Consider the following 16,813-nt stretch of genomic DNA (forward strand, 5'->3'; position numbering starts at 1 on the left):
CGACGTGCACACACCCCGCAAAACACAACCAACGAGACGACAAACGAAGAAGACAACAACCCCGAGACCCCGCCGCACAGGTTAAAGATCAAGCTAGTAGTGGCGACCCGGCCTCCCGTGTGGAGATCGCGACACGGTCTTGCGAGACGCTCACACCGGACGCCCCGGCGGGCGTGCGTGCCCTGCTGCACGAGCGGCGCGCCTGGGCATGCGCGGCGGCCGGGATGGCGCCGGAGACAGAACGCGAATGTCTGCAACGCCTCGAGTTGGGCCTTGTCGACTGTGAGGCTCCAGCGGAGGTTGGTGCCGATCCCTTCGCCGATGAAGCGGCAGTACTGGTCGGTGGCCGGCGGGAGCCACTGGGGCGGATCCTGGTCTGACTTGGACCGGTTGGTACGGTTTATGACCGCGACCAGCGAGGTCGCAGAGCCCTGGTCGTGGGCGTACGCCTCGCGCCGGGCGGCAGTTCAGGCGTTGGCGCCAACTGGTGGGGGCGTCATCCCCAGTAGGCGGTATTCGGAGCTGGAGGCCGTGTCAGGGGGAGCAACTACCGTACGCGCTGTGGACGCTGCTGATCTTGACTATCGGCCCGGACGCAGTCTGGTTGCGTTCCGCCGCATCCGGCTTCTCGACTTCTGGAACGCGGCCATGCCGAGAAGGTGGAGTTCTGGGCCGGCCATGAGGAGTGGTTCTGCGCGCGGGAGTGGGCAGAGGCACTGGGGATACACGCCTCGCACCTCGCTACCTATACATTACGGACACAGAATGCAGTGCCCGCAGCCGAGGAGCACGACGAGCAGTACAAAAGCACGTTGTCCCAAAGGGAAAGAACGATGCGCACCATGAAATACACCGTCTCCATCGAGATCGCCCTGCCGCGGGAGAAGGTGGTCCAGCTGCTCGCCGACCCGGCACACCTGCCGAAATGGCTGCGGGGCCTGGTGCTGCACGAGCCGCTGAGTGGGGAGCACGGGCAGCTCGGCACCAAGTCGCGGGTCGTGATGCAGATGGGCCGGCGGAAGATCGAGTGCACCGAGACCATCACACGCCGGGAACCGGCAGACCTGCGCGAGATCCCGAGAACGAGCGTCGTTCACTTCGACCGCGAGATCGTCGGCGAGGGCATGTGGAGCGCCGTGCGCGACCGGCTGACCGAAGCCGGCCCGGAAACGACGCTCTGGGAGAGCGAGAACGAATACCGGTTCAGCGGCCTTCTGATGAAGCTGGTGGGACTTCTGATGCCCGGCGCCTTCCGCAAGCAGTCGCAACAGCACATGCAGGACTTCAAGGCGTTCGCCGAGCAGGGAAAGGCGCAACGATGAGTCTGCGGCTGAGCCACTGAGCACGAGGACTACATGCGAGCTCAGATCGCGCACCGATGAGTTTCCCGCGCCGCGCGGGTCGGTACGCATGAGACCGACTCACGGAAGGCTGGCGCCATGCGGAAACTGATCTACGGCATGAACCTGACTCTGGACGGCTACATCGCCGCGCCCGGCGACGACATCGGCTGGAGCGTGCCGAGCGACGAGCTGTTCCAGTTCTGGTCCGACCAGTTGCAGGCGACCGACCTGTCGCTGTACGGGCGCAAGCTGTGGCAGACGATGAGCTCCTACTGGCCGACCGGCGACCAGCGGCCCAACGCCACCCCGGCGGAGATCGAGTTCGCGCGCCGCTGGCGGGACATGGCGAAGGTGGTGTTCTCCTCGACGATCGACAAGGTCGGCTGGAACACCCGCCTGGTCACCGGCGACGCGGTCGCCGAGATCACCCGGCTCAAGGCCGAGGACGGCGGCCCGATGGACATCGGCGGCGCGACGCTCGCCGGGGCGGCCATGCGGGCCGGGCTGATCGACGAGTACGTGCTGGCAACCGCGCCGGTCTTGGTGGGCGGCGGCACGCCGTTCTTCACCGCACTGGACAGCTGGGTGAACCTGAACCTGGTGGAGACGCGGACGCTTCCCTGCGGCGTAATCCTGACCAGGTACGAGACGAGGCGCTGAGCGCCCGTCACGCGACTCGACCGCCTGCCAGGCCCACGCGAACGTGAACGCCACGACTGGGGTTGACAGCCGTCAGTGCGGCTTCACATCCACCACCACCGGACACTGCCCAGTGGCACCGGGTCGCCTCGCTCGTCGACCGGACGCCACGGCGCGTGGGGATCTCGACCGCGCTTGTGCTCACGGCTTTCGCTGCCTTCTCCACGACGCTGTCCTCCAAGGGCGTGCCGCTCGACGAGATCCTGGTCAAAAAGACGCGCCCTCGGCCGCCGCGCAGCAAACTCTCGGGGAGCACTTCCCAGGCGGCTCGGGAAACCCAGCCGTCGTCACCGCCGCCGCCGACAAGGCCACAGAAGTGACGGCCGCCGCTGAACTGCGGCACAGACGCGTCGGTGCCGCTGTACGGATTCGTGTTCCTCGTGGCGCTCGGCCACCGTTCGGCGCAAGCGCATCGCTGAAGCGCCCTGTGCCGTGCACAGCAGAACCACTCGCAGGTCGTTCGCGCTCCACCTCTTCGCCGCCGGGTGCGCCCGCACTTGGCGCGGAGCTGTTCCGCCGCAGGCTGGGCAGTCTGCGGAGCACGCGGTGTTGACGCGTGTATTTCCGTCCGCTGCCTCGCAGGCTGTGCGGCCGGCTGCCACGGTGCTTGGACTGGCGGAGACCGGCCGGCGCGAAAAGAGGCGGGCCGTTCCAGCGACGGGGGCCGTGGGTTTGGAGCCCGTGTCTACGATGGAAGTCACATACGCCGGGTTCCTCGTTTCGTCTGGTCCACAGGACCGTGCTTTGTCGATGAGAGGCTTCGGACGAACGTGGCCTCTCCTGTGCTGAATGGTCGACTGGTATGGCGTCGCTTAAAGATTCTGCTCGGATGCTGGGCGCTCTGCTGCAGGAGAGCCACCTGTCTGCTTTCGAGGCATTGCCGGGTCTGGTGGCGGGCTACGCCGGAAAGGCGGGACTGCACCGGGCGCGCATCTACGTGGCAGATTTGCAGGAAGCCGTGCTGCGTGAGGCCACCGGACGCGGACGGGACGCCGGAGAAGGCGGCCAGGAACTACGCATCGACGCCACCCTGCCGGGCCGTGTCTTTCGCAGCGCACAGCCGGTAGTCGAATGCGTCGCCGGCGGTTGCGTAGGCGGGTTCCATCGTCGCTGAGATCGTCACCTGCCTGTTGGCGAAGGTCCGTGGCGGCATGAGCGTCCACTGCATCTCGGCCGAGACCGACATCGGGACGACGCGGGTCAGGCGGGCGTATGAGTCGCTGTGGTGCCGTTTGGAGATCAGCAGCAGGCCTACCAGCGACGCCAGGTTCTCCATTGTCTGCCGCGTTTCGGAGTCCGGCTCGCCATCGGTGTCGACCCTCAGCACGCTGTCCGCGCCCGCCGAGGGCCGGGTGGTGCACTGACACGACACCTCGGCCGGACTGACCGCGAACCTGGCGATGGCCACCTGCCGCAACCAGCGCCGCCAGGACAAGAGCCTGACTGACATCCGCGATGCCGTCGAAGCAACGCTGATCGAACAATTCACCCACAGCCGTTACGCCACCGCCGTCCTGGCCGACCTCGACCTGACAACCGGTCTGCTCACCTGGATCAACTGCGGCCACCACCCGCCCGTCCTGATCCGCGGCGGACGCTGGATCACCCACCTCCACTGTGCGCCCACCCACCCCCTCGGCACCGACCTGGACCTCCCGGCCACCCTGTGCCGTGAACAACTCGAACCGGGCGACCGCCTGCTGCTCTACACCGACGGCATCATCGAAGCCCGCGACGCGCACGGCCACGAATTCGGACGCGACCAGTTCGTCGACTTCATCATCCGCCACCAGGCCGACGGCCTGGCCGCCCCCGAAACCCTGCGCCGACTCGTCCACGCCGTCCTCGCCCACCACGACGGACACCTCACCGACGACGCAACCGTCCTGCTGTGCGAATGGCACGGCCCCCCAGAAGCCCCGCCCGTCCAGTACGGAGGCGGACTCCAGCAGAACATCTCCAGCCGCACGTCCCTGCCACCGGCAGGTGACGAGTAATTCGCCGAGCCGGCCTTCTCCAATGCTGTCCCGTACAGGGAGTACCGCTCAGCTCACGAGTGTCTGCTGTCCACGAGCAGATAATGGCTGGCCGCCCCACACGCTCGGCTCAGTTCGACGCGGCATCCGGATTGTCTGCGCGGTTCACCGGCCAGGGGAGCGAATCCGGGCCTCTACCATCGCCCAGCTCACCCACACGGCAGTGCCGGCCAACCACGTCCTGGAGGTGTTCGAGGAACTCGACATCTTCCTCGACGACCGGCCCGACTCCCTCGATGACTGGTGCGAGGAACCTCTTGCGTTCGTCGCGCCACGCTCCTGGGGTCTTTCGTTTGGATCAGGCCGGATCAGTGTGGGGGTCTCCCCACGCCCGCAGGGCGTAGGGGGAGGGGTCTGGTGCCGTGGATGGCAAGGCGGAGGTGGGGTACCTCCCACGCCGAAGGCTGTGGGGGAGCGGCGCCAGGGCCCGCGAGCCCGGCATGGCCCTAGCCCTGCGGCGGGTTGCTGTGCAGCTTGCGCCGTTCCCGGCGCTTGGGGTGGCGGATGACTACTCCCGCCATGCCACCGGACCCAGTGAGCCGGATCAGCGGAGTTCCCGGGAGCCGGTCGGGAGTGGTCTTGTCCGTCAGGCCGCCGACGCCGGGGTCCATACCGCTGGTGTCAGCGGCCCAGCCGTCGGGGACGACAATCGTGACACCAGATGTCTCCCCGTACGCCTCCACTGCGACCTCCGTGAGGCGGCAATCAACCCGGGTGAAGTCAATCCTCACTCCCCCCACCCCTCCGTGAGCGATCACGTGCCCGGGAACCTCCCAGCGCCCGGGACCTCGAGACGCGCCAAACATGCCGCCCTTGAGCACCAACGGCGGCCGGCTCTCAGGGGAATTCAGCCTCGGCAAGTCGGCGGTCAGAACGGCCAACTCGGCGTGAGTTTTGGACGTCAGCGCCTGCTCCAGGCGTGAATCCAGCTCATCGAGATCGATTCGCCCCTCGGCTGCCGCATCGCGCAGCTGCTCCACCACTGCTTCCCTGTCGTCGTGAGAGGCGCGGAGCTCTCCAGATGGATCAGGGCGCGGAGAGGGCTCCGGAGGCTGGACAGTCATGGCCACAAGGATAGGCAGCCGGCGGACTGAGCGGACTGGGACTGCACAGATATCGCGCCTACGGGGCGTGGACGAGGGCGACGGCCTCGGCGAAGTCGGCGTACGCGGGCTCGAAGGTGCGGGCGGCGACGAGGAACATCGAGCGGTCCGTCAAAGCCCGGGCGAGACGTGCGGGGTCGTCGGGCAGGCGGCGGGCGAGCGCCACGCCTTCGTCGAAGTACGGCTTGAACCGCTCCCCGAACCGATAGGGGTGGTTGCCTTCGCGGAGGGCCGCGCGGATGCTGATTCTGCGCTGGACGTCCACCAGTTCGGGCAGTCGGCCCGCCCGCCGCAGTCCCGCCGCCTTCGTCTCGAGCCCTGGCAGGGTACCGAGGAAGGCATCCCGCGTGCCGCTCGTCCATCTGAGGTCGGTGCCGAACGGCGGCATCGGAAACTCGGCGCTCGCAGCCGGTTCGCCGACCCGCCCCGACAGGGCGAACAGGGTGACCCACCACGCGAGGATGCAGCTCCAGTTCTTTGGCTCGCCCGTCGTCGCCAGCTCCTCCAGGACGGTCAGGGCCTCCCGCCGGGTGGCCGCGGCGTCCGCCCCCTGCCCGGCGGCCTCGCGCATTCGAGAGAGGTGCACCAGCTCCCAGGTGAGGATGGCCAGCGCCGTCCGCTGCTCGGCGGCCTTGCGCCGGGTCTGGTCAAGGAGCTCGCCGAAGACGCCCGATGCCGCGTCGTGCAGGCCGGCGCCCTCCAGGTTCGCCGCCCACTCGACCATGTTCCAGAAGGAGTGTTCCGGTGTGCCGTTCCGGGCAGCCTTCTCGTTGAGCTCCGCGGCCTCCCGGAACCGCCCCTCCTCGGCCAGGATGTTCGCCAGCCGCCCGCTCTGTCCGGCCTCGGCCATTTCCTCGCAGGCCGCGTGCCCCTCGGGTCGGCGTCCGAGAGCGAACAGGGCCGCCTGGTAGGCGTCCAGGGCCCTGCACAGCCGTTCTGCCCGGGTCGGCGCCCCGGCCTCGATCCTCCGTGCGGCCTCGACCGCTTCGGCGGTCAGCGTCACGTCCACCTCCGGGTCCCGGCTGCGGTAGCTCATCGAGAGGAGCGCGTCGACCAGTTTCGGCAGATACGCCTTCGGGCTCACCTCCGCCAGAACCCGGTACGCGTGGACCTGTTCGAGCAGGCGCAGTCGGCCGGAGCCCAGCAGCTGCACCCGTGCCCGCAGCACCGCGTCGTGATCGATCTTCCCCATGTTCCCCCTGTTCTCCGGGTGATTCACGAAGGAGATTCTGGGAGTCGGGGAGCGGGCCGGACAAGGCTCGCGAACTGTGCGGTCCGTCCTACGAAAAACGGCGCTGACCTGTCATGATGGACATGCTGTTCGTGACAGTCCACCGGATGCGTGGCCGACAGCGAGGGCAACCCGCCCACCAACACGTCGTCTCATTCCATGAGGACGACCAGCAGTCGCCGGGCTCCCACGCCTCCCAGCCTGTGATGCGCGTCGAAGAGTGATCGAACTCCTCGAGTGACGACGCGGCCGTCCCCGGCTGAATGGGTATGGGGAACGGCACCCGAGTTCGTCCGGCGGGCACCGCGTAGCGTCGCTGTGTAGGTGAAGGTGGTTGAGTACAGCGGGCCGAGTTTGTGATGGCGGCTGCCTAGTGCTGTGACCGGGAACGTTCGCCGGGGTCAGCCTGATCAGTCCGATCGTGCTGCTTCCCACCTCCATGAGGTTTGGCGAGGGAGGCCGTCGAGTTCTCCGCGGCCGGTGCACCAGAGGAGTACCTGGGTGGGGTCTCCGGGCGGGGCGGCGGGGAAGAGCCGATTGAGTACTGCTGCGCTCAGCGGTGCTGGTGGCAGCCAGTTCACGGACAGTCCCTGCGTGATGTCGTAGGTGTGCAGCAGGGTTTCGGCGACACCCATCGCCGCGAACCCTTCGGGGTCGCACGGGCCCCAGTGCCAGGCCCTCAGGGTCGGGGTGGCTGTGGCCAGGGCGCTGCTGAGCAGTCCGCCGCAGGCGGTGACGACCTGGAGTACTTTGGCCGGCGAGGCAGTGGGGCGAACGTTCAGGTCGATGGGGAGGTAGGCGTCTGCGGGCTGTGCTGCCAGCTGTCCTGCGTAGGCCAGCAGGTCGTGGCCGATGTGGGCGGCTGTTTGCCGGCAGGTCCATTCGAGCGGCCCCGCCGGCACCGTCCAGTCCTCGGCGGTGTGGGGGCCAAGCACCCGCAGCATCTCTGCCACGGCGGCGTCGACGTCCTGATGATCCATCCAGAGCTCCTCGCGGTCGGTGTTGTGGAAGTGGGCTGGGCCGGTTGTCGATCCTTCAGGCCGCCGGGCATCTGGCACGTCCGCCCCAGCGGATGCCATTCTCGCTGCGGATGCGGGCACGCTCGCGGCGTTGTGCGGCGAGTACGTCGGGGTGGCGGGCGTTGGCGTTGCGCCAGCGCAGGTAGTGGTGCAGGCCGGGTCTGCGCGGGGTGGCTGCGATGGTGGGAGTTGGCCAGGGTGAACTGCCGCAGCGGTCCGAAGTGGGCCTCGATCGGGTCGAGCTTGGCGTCACGCTCGGGGTCGGGTGATTCCTTCCAGGTTTTGGTGCGCTGGAAGGTGATGCCTCGGCGGCGGAGCCGGGCGATCACCGGGACGCGGTTTCCGCCGGCGGACGCCAGCAACATCATCGCCCGCCGGTAGCGCACCGAGCGGGTACTTCCCCGGCGCACGATCTGCTGCAGCTTCTGCCCTTCCTGATGGGTCAGTCTGCGCACCCGCACAGGCTCAGCCACCACACCTCCAGCGGTCGGAACCGACGTCACCGCCCATCCAACCGCCCAACCACCAACCCGGTGAACCTTCCTGGTCACAGCACTAGCGAGCCTCCGTCTGCCGTACCTGCGGCCGTACCCATGGGGCGAAGCGCTGACCGGGGGCCGCGTCGTCCCGCCAGTACCTCAAAACGGTCTCGCGCACGATCTCGAACCCCTCCGCGGCGATGAGGCAAGAGGTGGGCTCCTGGCCACCCGCGTCTGCCTCGAAGGCGACCAGAACAGGCGGTCGTTCACCGAGCTGCCGGGTGACTCTCATCAACTCAGCAGGCGTGGGCGCGCGGAAGACCGGATCGTGGAAGGCTGACGGGCAGCTGACGAAGGCCGGATCGCCGAAGACCAGCTCCAAACCATGGAGGTAGGTCAAGTCGTACCCGGCGGCCAACCGGAACTGGCCGGCGTCCCAGGCCACGACGTCCCAATCCCACCAGGAGCCCTCAGGGAGCTGGATCGCAGCGTGCGGGCGTTCGGTGTCCACTTTCAGACCTCATCCTGTTCGAATAGATCGACAGACTACATAGCCATACCAGGCCTTCGGTTGACGAATTGGATCCCTGAGGCATCGACGAACTGACGGCCCTCCTACCGGATATCCGCCTGGCCGTTCCTGAGCACGAGCTGAGGACCGCCACGGACCGGATGGCCCGCCGCCCCTCCACCCTGCCGGTGACCTTCACTCCACCTAAGACCACGGAGCCCAGCGCCCCGACCGCAGGGGCCACCGGCACGGCCCAGAGGCCCCCGACGCCACGCCCCCGCCGTGCAGCCGACGCCACACCCACTTCAACAGCCAAGGCGCCGTGGTGGCGGTCACTGCTGCCGCGCAGAACCTGTCCCGGTCAGGCAGGCCACATCACCGACCGCTTCATCGCCGTGGATGCGGCTATGGGGCAGACCCCTCCCCCTGGGTCGGGACGCGGGCCAGCCTGGACGTGCCGGTCAATCTTCTGTTCGGCACGCCGTCCACGGCCGCCGGCGACGCTCACGGCGAACTGACCAGCGCCTGCGTTCGGCGACTTGCCGCTGTCTGGGGCCCGATCTTCGTGGAGCTGTGGACGGAACGCCGGTGCCCGGTCCTCGCCAAGGAGGATATGGAGCCACGACTACGGCAGCAGATGCAGGACTACCGGATCGATACCGGCGTGGATCTTCCCCCCGGTGCCATGGTGGTGATGCTGAGTAGCTGGCGGTCGCTCTACGGCCAGATCGCACTAGAGGAATTCGGGCACTTTGCTCCGCTCTTCTCCGATCAGGAGCCCATGTTCGAGTTGCTGATGCTCGACCTGATGCGCGGCATGGGCCTGCAGCACCAGTGCCAGCCGCCGGCGCGGTAGGCCCACAACGGCAATTGCCCCCGCCGAGGGCGCGGCCGACTCGGCAGCCGGCGGGCGACCCCAGGTGCAACTCGTCATGTCCGCACGTCGCCAGCGCCCTTCTAGGCGACGCCGTACTCCCACCAGGAGCACGTGGTCGTCTCGTTGATGCACACGCGGATCCGGACCTCGTACCCCTCGGCGATGTTCCCGGTTCCGTCGGGGGTGCCCAGGTTGAACCACTTCGCCCCGTCGGCCGTGGCCGCGTAGAACGTGTCACTGTCCATGAACTTGCCGTGCTGGTCGACGACGATCACCTCGGCCCGTGCTGCGTGCCCATCGGCCAGCGTGTCCGCCAGTGCCAGCTTCTCGCCGGATGCCTCGAACCTCACCCGGTAATAGATCGTCCCGTCCCTTTTCAGGTTCGAGTACGCATTGACTCCACCCGGGTCACTCGGTTCCGCCCACGCATTCGTACTGGAGGTCCACGCAGCCGCCGCCTGGGCCGGACCCGAGGTGAGGACCAAACCCGTCACAGCCGCCAGCACACCGGCCGGCAGCAACAACCTCGTTCGGAACCCCAGCATTCTCCCTGCACTCAAGGCACTCCCCCGATTCCTCAACTCACCTATTGAGTCGGCAAGTTGAAGGATACGCCAGAAGACCCCGGCAGGCGGAGACCTGGCCCGGGAGAGCGGCGACGCGGCGCCAAGGCGGCGGGAACGACCGTGCTGCCGCCGCGGCCGCTCGCGTTGCCCCGCACGGCCGGCCGCACGGGCCGCACGCATCTGCTACCGAAAACTCGGCGGTCAAGTGCCCCGGTAATTCGATGGCACGCAGCGAGCGGCGCCCCCACTCTGGTCACCGTGGCAGAACCCAAGTATCAGATCCGCGCGGTCCATACGGCCTCCAGCATCACCGTCTACCAGGCGTACACACCCGAGATCGGCCTGCCCGCGGCCCGGGACGGCCGCTTTCCAGCCACGTGGAAGCGGGACCGGATGACGTGGATCAAGCCCTCGTTCCTCTGGATGATGTACCGCTGCGGCTGGGGCGCCAAGGAAGGCCAGGAAACCGTCCTCGCCGTCGAAATGACGCGCGAAGGCTTCGCATGGGCGCTGGAGCATGCCTGTCTGGCTCACTACGAGCATGGGCTGCACCCAGACCGTGCGACATGGAAGCGTCAGTTGAAGCGGGCCCCGGCCCGCGTTCAATGGGACCCCGAGCGTGATCTGCACTTGCAGCCGCTTCCCCACCGCTCGCTGCAGCTCGGCCTCGCAGGCGAAGCCGCACATCGCTACGCAGACGAGTGGACGGTCTCCATCACGGACATCACCGCCCTCGCGCAGAAGGTCCGTGGTCACGTGCAGGAGGGGGACCTGGGTGCTGCCCGGCGACTCCTTCCCCCGGAGCACCCCTACTCCGTGCGCGACGGACTCCTGGCCCACCTTCACCGATGAGCAGGGGTGCCGATGGAGATGATCTCTCCATGCCTGCCGTCGTGCCGCAAGCAGCGCAAACCCTCACCGCTGGAGCCAGCCTCTTGAGCGGCAGGCTCGAGCCGCACTGGCCGCCTGTCCGCGACAGCCTGCCGACGGTGCGCATCCCGGCCCCGTCCGGGCGGGAAGGAGTAGGTCGCCCAGCCAGCAAGCCTGGCGGAGGGTGGCTGACCTGGGCGCTCGTGGCGACGGCCGGCCGGGTGGTCGCTGCCGGGCTCGCCCGCAGGACGCGGCGGCGGCCTCGCCGAGCTCTTCCTGGCCGAGTGCCTGGCGCATGGGTGTCGCGGCTCTCCGGAGGGCTGCACATCGCACCCCCGCCGATCGGCGGGGGGTGGACCTGCGATGTGGCTGGACTTTGCACCGTGAGCAGTGCTTGCTCATCTGTGAATTGCAGGTAAGCCGCAGGTCATAGGGGGTAGGGCCAGTTGCAGGGCTGCCCCGACTGTTGTGTCTCAAGCAGGACAGACCGTCCACGATCGTGCCTACTGGAGTGTGGGGCTGGGAGCCGGACCTCGAGTTGGCCTTGATCACTTCCTATGAATGCACAGCCCGGCCCTGTGATCCGCTGCGGGCTGACGGTCGGGGCCGTACCGAGGTGAACGACTCATGCATCCATGGATTTGTTACCGGCTCGCAGCTCATGACCTTGTGGCCTGTGCGTGGCCCACGTCCACTGCCCTTCGATCTCAGGGTTGCCGGGGTCCCGCCGTGTCGGGCACCGGCCGGAAGGGCTGGGAGGAACTGTCGTGACCTTCAACTCCCCTGACAAAGCTCCCGGGATCGCCGACGCCGTTGGGCACCGTGCTGCCACGGGCAACGATGGTTCCCCCACCGAGGCGGCACTGGCGGAGGTGCTGGCCGATGTCCTGCACACCGAGCGGGTGCCGGTGGACGGTCACTTCTTCACCGACCTCGGCGCCGACTCCCTGGTCATGGCCCACTTCTGCGCCCGCCTCCGCAAACGCGACGACCTTCCCAGCGCCTCCATGAAGGACATCTATCAGCACTCCACGATCCGTGACCTGACGGCCGCACTCGACAGCACCGGCCCGGTCCCCGCGCGCGCCGACGCACCATCCGGCACAGCGGTGCAGGCGCCGGCCAAGCCATCGAGCGACATGGAAACGACGCTGGCCAAGGTCCTGGCCGATGTCCTGCACACCGAGCAGGTGCCGGTGGACGGTCACTTCTTCACCGACCTCGGCGCCGACTCGCTGGTCATGGCCCACTTCTGCGCCCGCCTCCGCAAACGCGACGACCTTCCCACCGCGTCCATGAAGGACGTGTACCGGCACTCCACCATCCGTGACCTGACGGCCGCCCTCTCCCAGACCGACACGTCTCCCGCTCCCGTCACGGCTGATTCTGCGGAACCCGCGCAGGACGTCGCGCCTGTCGGCATCCCTGCCGGCCGGCCGGCCGGTACATGGCAGTACGTGCTGTGCGGTGCGGCCCAGTTGCTGACCTTTGTCGGCATGTCGTGCCTGGGGGGCCTTGCTTTCGTCCGGGGCTATGCGTGGATCGTCGCCGGTTCCGGCACGGTGGACCTCTACCAGCGGGCGGTCCTGTTCGGGGCGGCGGTCTTCCTGGTCATGTGTGTCTTTCCGATCGCGGCCAAGTGGCTGCTCATCGGCCGCTTCACTCCACGCGCGATCCCGGTGTGGAGTTTCGGCTACCTGCGCTTCTGGTGGGTCAAGACCCTCATCCGGTCCAGCCCGGTCCGGCTCTTCATCGGTTCACCGCTGTACGTGCTGTATCTGAGAGCACTGGGCGCGCACCTCGGCAAAGGTGTCACGATCCTCACTCGTAACGTTCCGGTCTGTACCGACCTGATTTCCGTCGGAGACGGCACGGTCGTCCGCAAGGACGTGTTCTTCTCCGGCTATCGCGCGTACGACGGCTGGATCGAGACGGGGCCGGTGACCCTCGGAGCCGGTGTGACGATCGGTGAGCAGTCGGTCGTCGACACGCACGTGTCGATGGGGGACGGCGCCCAGCTGGGTCACGCCTCTTCCCTGCACCCGGGACAGACCGTGCCGGCCGGTCAGGCGTGGCACGGCACGCCCGCGCAGCCGTCCGACACCGACTTCCGGACTGTCGGCCCGGCGCCGTGCGGCACCCTGCGCAGGACCCTCTACGGTTCGTGGCAGCTCGTCGGCATGGTTGTCCTGTATCTGCCGTTGTCCGTGGCGGGCGTGAGCATCGTGGTGTCAGCGGTTCCGCAGCTCAACAGTGTGGTGACCATCGGACCGGGTGCCTTCGGCAGCCCGGCGTTCTACCTGGAGGCACTCGTTGCTTCCCTGGTCGCATTCTTCGGCGGCCTGCTGATCGGCCTGCTGGCCATCGGCACAGTGCCGCGTCTGCTCAATCTCATGCTCGAGCCGGGCAAGACCTATCCGCTGTACGGCTTCCACTACGGCGTGCAGCGCGTGGTCACACGCATGACCAACATCAGGTTCTTCACCACCCTGTTCGGGGACAGCTCGGCGATCGTCCACTATCTGCGGTCCCTTGGATACAACCTGTGCCGCATCGAACAAACCGGGTCGAACTTCGGCTCGTTGGTCAAGCACGACATCCCGTACCTGACGGAGGTCGGCAGCGGCACGATGATCGCCGACGGCCTGTCGGTCATCAACACCGAGTACTCGGCCACTTCCTTCCGCGTCACCCGAACCACCATCGGGCCACGTAACTTCCTCGGCAACAACATCGCCTATCCGCCACGCGGCCGGACCGGCGACAACTGCCTGCTCGCGACCAAGGCCATGGTCCCCGTCGACGGACCCGCCCGCGAAGGTGTCGGCCTGCTCGGCTCTCCCAGCTTCGAGATACCGCGCACCGTGATGCGCGACCAGCAGTTCGACGACCTGGCCACCGGCGACGAACTGCGCCGCCGCCTGGCCGCCAAGAACAAGCACAACGCGCTCACCGCGAGCCTGTTCCTGCTGGTGCGCTGGGTGCACTTCTTCGGGCTGAGTGTCATCGCCATGGCCGCCATCGACCTCTATCCCACTGTCGGCGCGGGAGTGTTCGCCCTGGCCGGACTGCTCACCCTGGCGTTCACCGTCTGCTACTTCGCGCTGGTCGAACGGATCGTCACGGCAATCCATCCTCTGAAACCGCTGTACTGCTCGATCTACGACCTCTCCTTCTGGAGGCACGAACGCTACTGGAAGCTGTCCTCCCACCGGTTCGAACAGATCTTCAACGGGACGCCGTTCAAGACCATGGTCTGGCGCCTGGTGGGGGTCAGAATCGGACGCCGGGTCTTCGACGACGGCTGCGCACTGCCCGAGCGGACCCTCGTCACCATCGGGAACGACAGCACCCTCAACGCCGCCACCGTCATCCAGTGCCACTCGCAGGAGGACGGCGCCTTCAAGTCCGACCGCATCACCCTGGGTGCGAACGTGACCGTCGGCGTCGGCGCCCTCGTCCACTACGGCACCACGGTCGGCGACAACGCAGAACTCACCGCTGACGCCTTCCTGATGAAGGGCGAGGAAGTACCCCCACGGGAGCAGTGGGGCGGGAACCCCTCACGGGAGACGGGTGTCGTGTCCGCACGGCGGAGTGATCGGCAACTGACTGATGGTGGGGGCCGAGCCAGCGAGTCCGTCCGGGTACCGTGCCCCCTGCGGTGACCTGAGCTGCCCGCAGGTGAGCTCTGGGCGATCCGCTGCGATGGTCGGGCGGGCCCTGGCTGAACGCGCGCTGCGGCGCTCGCTGGCGTGATTGAGCTTCTCATCCTGTTCGGCCTGCAAGGGGTGCGTGCACACGTACGCACCGACCCTCATCGATCGCCGCATGCCAGGAGCCGGCGGTGACTCAGCGAGAGATGCCGTATGCGTGTCGGTGACGCCGGCCCTTCGAGGAAGACGACCAGGTCGTGGTCGGTGGAAGCTTGGGCGTGGGGGCCACCTCCGCGACCAACAGGTCGTGACTGGAAGAGGGAAAGGAGTTCCGCATGACGCCGAAACAGCCCAAGACCGAGCTCGACGCCCGCTACAGCTCCGCGCTCAACCCGCGCCCGGGCGCGGAGAACGTCACCGCCACCGACTGGGCCGAGGCCCAGCGCCGGCTGCGGGCCGCCGAGGTCTTCTGGATCACCACGGTCCGGCCGGACGGCCGTCTGCACGTCACGCCGCTGATCGCCGCCTGGCACGACGGGGCGCTGCACTTCAGCACCGGGCCGGGCGAGCAGAAGGCGAAGAACCTGGCCGGCAATGCCCACTGCGCACTCACCACAGGGCACAACTCACTCTCCGAAGGCCTCGACATCGTGATCGAGGGCACCGCGGAGCGGGTGACGGATCCGGCGCGGCAGGACGAGGTCATCGCCGCGTTCGAGGCGCAGTACGGGGACCACATCACTTCGCCGGAGGGGCTCTTCCACGGCTTCGGCGACAGCATCCGCAAGGGCAACGACCTGCTGTTTGCGGTGGCACCCGGCACGGCGTACGGCTTCGGGCACGACGGCCAGGTGTTCAGCCACACCCGCTACACCTTCTAGCGGGCCTGCGCACAAGGAAGCCCCGGCCGCAGGTCGTGCGGGGGCGCCGGGTGGCGGGCGCGTGGAGCCGTCCCGTCGGGCGGCTCCGCGTTCGGCACGTAGGGTTCAGTCGGTGATGTACCAATCGTTCTTGAGGTACTCCAGGGTGTAGCTGCCGAGGTCGCTCTCGGAGAAGGTGGCGGAAGCCCTGACCGCTTCGACCGGCATCTCGATCTTGTCGGGCGTGCGCACGGCGATACGCTGCGGGTCGACCGTCGCGGTTTGCAGGGCCTTCTTCTGCGCGGGCGAGATCATCTGGAACACAGTGGCGTACGTCGACGTGCACGGACCGAACCCCTGGTCCTGTGCCTTCTTCGCGGCGGGCCCGGCCACTTCGCAGACCGTGTCGATGTCCTCACGGCCCAGGGCGTGGAGGTACTGCTCGTACCGCTGAATCGCGCCCTCCCTCGTCCTGGGCGCGGGCTGGTCGCCGGTCGGGGTGGCCGACGGCTTCTCGGTCCGAGCGGACCCGGACGGCGTGGCCGACGGCTCCTCGGCCCGCGTGGACGCGGACGGCTGCGAAGGCTTCGCATCCGATCCCGCCTTCGATTTCTCCGGACCGCACGCGCACGCCATCAGCACCACACAGGCCGATACCGACACGCTCACCATCGTCCGCGCTCTCATTCGGTCCCCCACCACCAGCCGACAACACCTCAAGAGGTCACGCAGGATCCAGGAGAACGGTTCCCGAAGCGTCCACGCGCGGTCGCCGGCCGGAGCTTCGGGACGCCCAGTCGGCATCATCGTCAAAGACGTGGTCGACCCCTTCTATGCCTGTATCGCGCGGGCGCGAACTCCTCCGGGAGAGGCTGGACTTCACGGTCGTCTTCGCCGCCAACGACATCGTGGCCGCGGGCGCGGCGCAGGCCATGGAGGAGGCAGGGGTCCGCTTCCCCAGGACGTCTCCCTGGTCGGCTACGACGACGTGCCCGCGGCCCAGGAGCTGCGGCCCCGGCTGACCACGGTGCGGGTGCCCCTGGAGGAGATGGGCCGTCAGGCCGTGCGCGCGGCCCTCAACGGCCGCGACGAGAACGACTGGCGCGCTTCGACCACGGGGAGGCTGCGTCTGGGCACCCACATCGTCGTACGCGACTCCGTGGCCTCCCCCCACAGGGCCAGGAAAGCCCGAACCTGACCGGCTCCGCATGCGGCAGCCCCGTGAGGTTCCCGTGCGTCGCCCCCGCGGCGGCTCCCTGACGCAGTAACAGGAAGAAACTCCCCGGGCCCTCTTGCGGCTTCACAGCAACCGCTTACATGCTGGCGCGCAGCACCGCACGGTCCGCGTGCTCCGATCCGCTGAACAAAAGGGGTCTGCCGGACAGCCCTGCCCTGAGCACGCTCACCGCCTTCCTCCCATGCCTCAGGAGACTTCGCGATGCGCCGGTCCACTTCCCCGTCCCGCCGCACCTTCCTCACCACAGCCGGCCTAGGGCCGCGGGGTCGGCCGTGCAGTTCACCGTCACGACCGCGGCGGCCGCGGGGGGCGCCGCGACACCGAGC

The 16,813-nt window shown here is 67.9% G+C and carries 13 protein-coding genes and 4 pseudogenes; 9 read left to right on the forward strand and 8 right to left on the reverse strand.

The features are described 5' to 3' along the window. The first annotated feature begins 833 nt into the window (after nucleotides 1–833). From ABZ070_RS25800 to ABZ070_RS25810, 3 genes and pseudogenes are all read left to right on the forward strand, one after another. Complete coding sequence (locus ABZ070_RS25800) at nucleotides 834–1,322, forward strand: SRPBCC family protein (RefSeq protein WP_356637711.1); 489 nt, start codon at nucleotides 834–836, stop codon at nucleotides 1,320–1,322. A 117-nt stretch (nucleotides 1,323–1,439) separates the two neighbouring features. Then, nucleotides 1,440–2,003 (forward strand): dihydrofolate reductase family protein, encoded by a 564-nt coding sequence (locus ABZ070_RS25805; RefSeq protein ID WP_356637712.1) that lies wholly within the window; start codon nucleotides 1,440–1,442, stop codon nucleotides 2,001–2,003. Between the two features lie 113 nt (nucleotides 2,004–2,116). After that, nucleotides 2,117–2,376, forward strand: a pseudogene (locus ABZ070_RS25810) (hypothetical protein); the annotation flags it as partial. A gap of 678 nt (nucleotides 2,377–3,054) precedes the next feature. On the opposite strand, the gene ABZ070_RS25815 reads toward ABZ070_RS25810, so the two are convergent. Beyond that, nucleotides 3,055–3,450, reverse strand: a complete 396-nt coding sequence (locus ABZ070_RS25815; RefSeq protein ID WP_356637713.1) for a hypothetical protein — start codon at nucleotides 3,448–3,450, stop codon at nucleotides 3,055–3,057. Here ABZ070_RS25815 and ABZ070_RS25820 point away from each other — a divergent pair. Then, a pseudogene (locus tag ABZ070_RS25820) lies at nucleotides 3,407–4,039 on the forward strand (PP2C family protein-serine/threonine phosphatase); the annotation flags it as partial. The gene ABZ070_RS25815 and the pseudogene ABZ070_RS25820 overlap by 44 nt on opposite strands. A gap of 485 nt (nucleotides 4,040–4,524) precedes the next feature. Here the strand turns inward: ABZ070_RS25820 and ABZ070_RS25825 are convergent. The 5 genes and pseudogenes from ABZ070_RS25825 to ABZ070_RS25845 all read right to left on the reverse strand — a co-directional run bounded on the left by ABZ070_RS25825 (nucleotide 4,525) and on the right by ABZ070_RS25845 (nucleotide 8,421). Then, nucleotides 4,525–5,142: a DUF1707 domain-containing protein gene (locus ABZ070_RS25825; RefSeq protein ID WP_356637714.1), complete on the reverse strand. Its 618-nt coding sequence runs from the start codon at nucleotides 5,140–5,142 to the stop codon at nucleotides 4,525–4,527. Nucleotides 5,143–5,200: 58 nt separating this feature from the next. Further along, entirely contained in the window at nucleotides 5,201–6,400 is a 1,200-nt protein-coding gene (locus tag ABZ070_RS25830) for a hypothetical protein (RefSeq protein WP_356637715.1), read from the reverse strand. A gap of 422 nt (nucleotides 6,401–6,822) precedes the next feature. Next, a complete protein-coding gene (locus ABZ070_RS25835; protein ID WP_356637716.1) occupies nucleotides 6,823–7,392 on the reverse strand; it encodes a maleylpyruvate isomerase N-terminal domain-containing protein in 570 nt (189 codons plus the stop codon). Nucleotides 7,393–7,447: 55 nt separating this feature from the next. Further along, nucleotides 7,448–7,904: pseudogene (locus ABZ070_RS25840) on the reverse strand (hypothetical protein). Between the two features lie 82 nt (nucleotides 7,905–7,986). Next, the gene (locus ABZ070_RS25845; protein WP_356637717.1) at nucleotides 7,987–8,421 is read right to left on the reverse strand and encodes a hypothetical protein; all 435 of its coding nucleotides are present in this window, start codon (nucleotides 8,419–8,421) and stop codon (nucleotides 7,987–7,989) included. Between the two features lie 454 nt (nucleotides 8,422–8,875). On the opposite strand from ABZ070_RS25845, the gene ABZ070_RS25850 reads away from it, so the two are divergent. After that, on the forward strand, nucleotides 8,876–9,277 hold the full coding sequence (locus ABZ070_RS25850) for a TetR-like C-terminal domain-containing protein (protein ID WP_356637718.1): 402 nt from the start codon (nucleotides 8,876–8,878) through the stop codon (nucleotides 9,275–9,277). Between the two features lie 101 nt (nucleotides 9,278–9,378). Here ABZ070_RS25850 and ABZ070_RS25855 read toward each other — a convergent pair whose 3' ends face one another. After that, on the reverse strand, nucleotides 9,379–9,648 hold the full coding sequence (locus tag ABZ070_RS25855) for a hypothetical protein (protein WP_356637719.1): 270 nt from the start codon (nucleotides 9,646–9,648) through the stop codon (nucleotides 9,379–9,381). A gap of 474 nt (nucleotides 9,649–10,122) precedes the next feature. Between ABZ070_RS25855 and ABZ070_RS25860 the strand changes: the two genes are divergently transcribed. From ABZ070_RS25860 to ABZ070_RS25870, 3 genes are all read left to right on the forward strand, one after another. Then, nucleotides 10,123–10,716 (forward strand): DUF4291 domain-containing protein, encoded by a 594-nt coding sequence (locus ABZ070_RS25860; protein WP_356637720.1) that lies wholly within the window; start codon nucleotides 10,123–10,125, stop codon nucleotides 10,714–10,716. 785 nt (nucleotides 10,717–11,501) lie between these two features. After that, nucleotides 11,502–14,402 (forward strand): Pls/PosA family non-ribosomal peptide synthetase, encoded by a 2,901-nt coding sequence (locus tag ABZ070_RS25865; protein WP_356637721.1) that lies wholly within the window; start codon nucleotides 11,502–11,504, stop codon nucleotides 14,400–14,402. A 323-nt stretch (nucleotides 14,403–14,725) separates the two neighbouring features. Further along, complete coding sequence (locus ABZ070_RS25870) at nucleotides 14,726–15,271, forward strand: pyridoxamine 5'-phosphate oxidase family protein (RefSeq protein WP_356637722.1); 546 nt, start codon at nucleotides 14,726–14,728, stop codon at nucleotides 15,269–15,271. A 105-nt stretch (nucleotides 15,272–15,376) separates the two neighbouring features. Here ABZ070_RS25870 and ABZ070_RS25875 read toward each other — a convergent pair whose 3' ends face one another. Further along, on the reverse strand, nucleotides 15,377–15,913 hold the full coding sequence (locus tag ABZ070_RS25875; protein WP_356637724.1) for a hypothetical protein: 537 nt from the start codon (nucleotides 15,911–15,913) through the stop codon (nucleotides 15,377–15,379). 191 nt (nucleotides 15,914–16,104) lie between these two features. On the opposite strand from ABZ070_RS25875, the pseudogene ABZ070_RS25880 reads away from it, so the two are divergent. Next, nucleotides 16,105–16,448: pseudogene (locus ABZ070_RS25880) on the forward strand (substrate-binding domain-containing protein); the annotation flags it as partial. Nucleotides 16,449–16,813 lie beyond the last annotated feature (365 nt).

The sequence above is a fragment of the Streptomyces sp. NPDC006283 genome (genome assembly GCF_040613325.1).
In the GTDB taxonomy this organism is placed as follows: Bacteria; Actinomycetota; Actinomycetes; order Streptomycetales; family Streptomycetaceae; genus Streptomyces.

Bases quoted from the DNA above. Each gene is read 5' to 3' on its own strand.
- ABZ070_RS25805 (WP_356637712.1), top strand. From the start codon at position 1,440: ATGCGGAAACTGATCTACGGCATGAACCTGACTCTGGACGGCTACATC.
- ABZ070_RS25800 (WP_356637711.1), top strand. From the start codon at position 834: ATGCGCACCATGAAATACACCGTCTCCATCGAGATCGCCCTGCCGCGG.
- ABZ070_RS25870 (WP_356637722.1), top strand. From the start codon at position 14,726: ATGACGCCGAAACAGCCCAAGACCGAGCTCGACGCCCGCTACAGCTCC.
- ABZ070_RS25835 (WP_356637716.1), bottom strand. From the start codon at position 7,392: ATGGATCATCAGGACGTCGACGCCGCCGTGGCAGAGATGCTGCGGGTG.
- ABZ070_RS25825 (WP_356637714.1), bottom strand. From the start codon at position 5,142: ATGACTGTCCAGCCTCCGGAGCCCTCTCCGCGCCCTGATCCATCTGGA.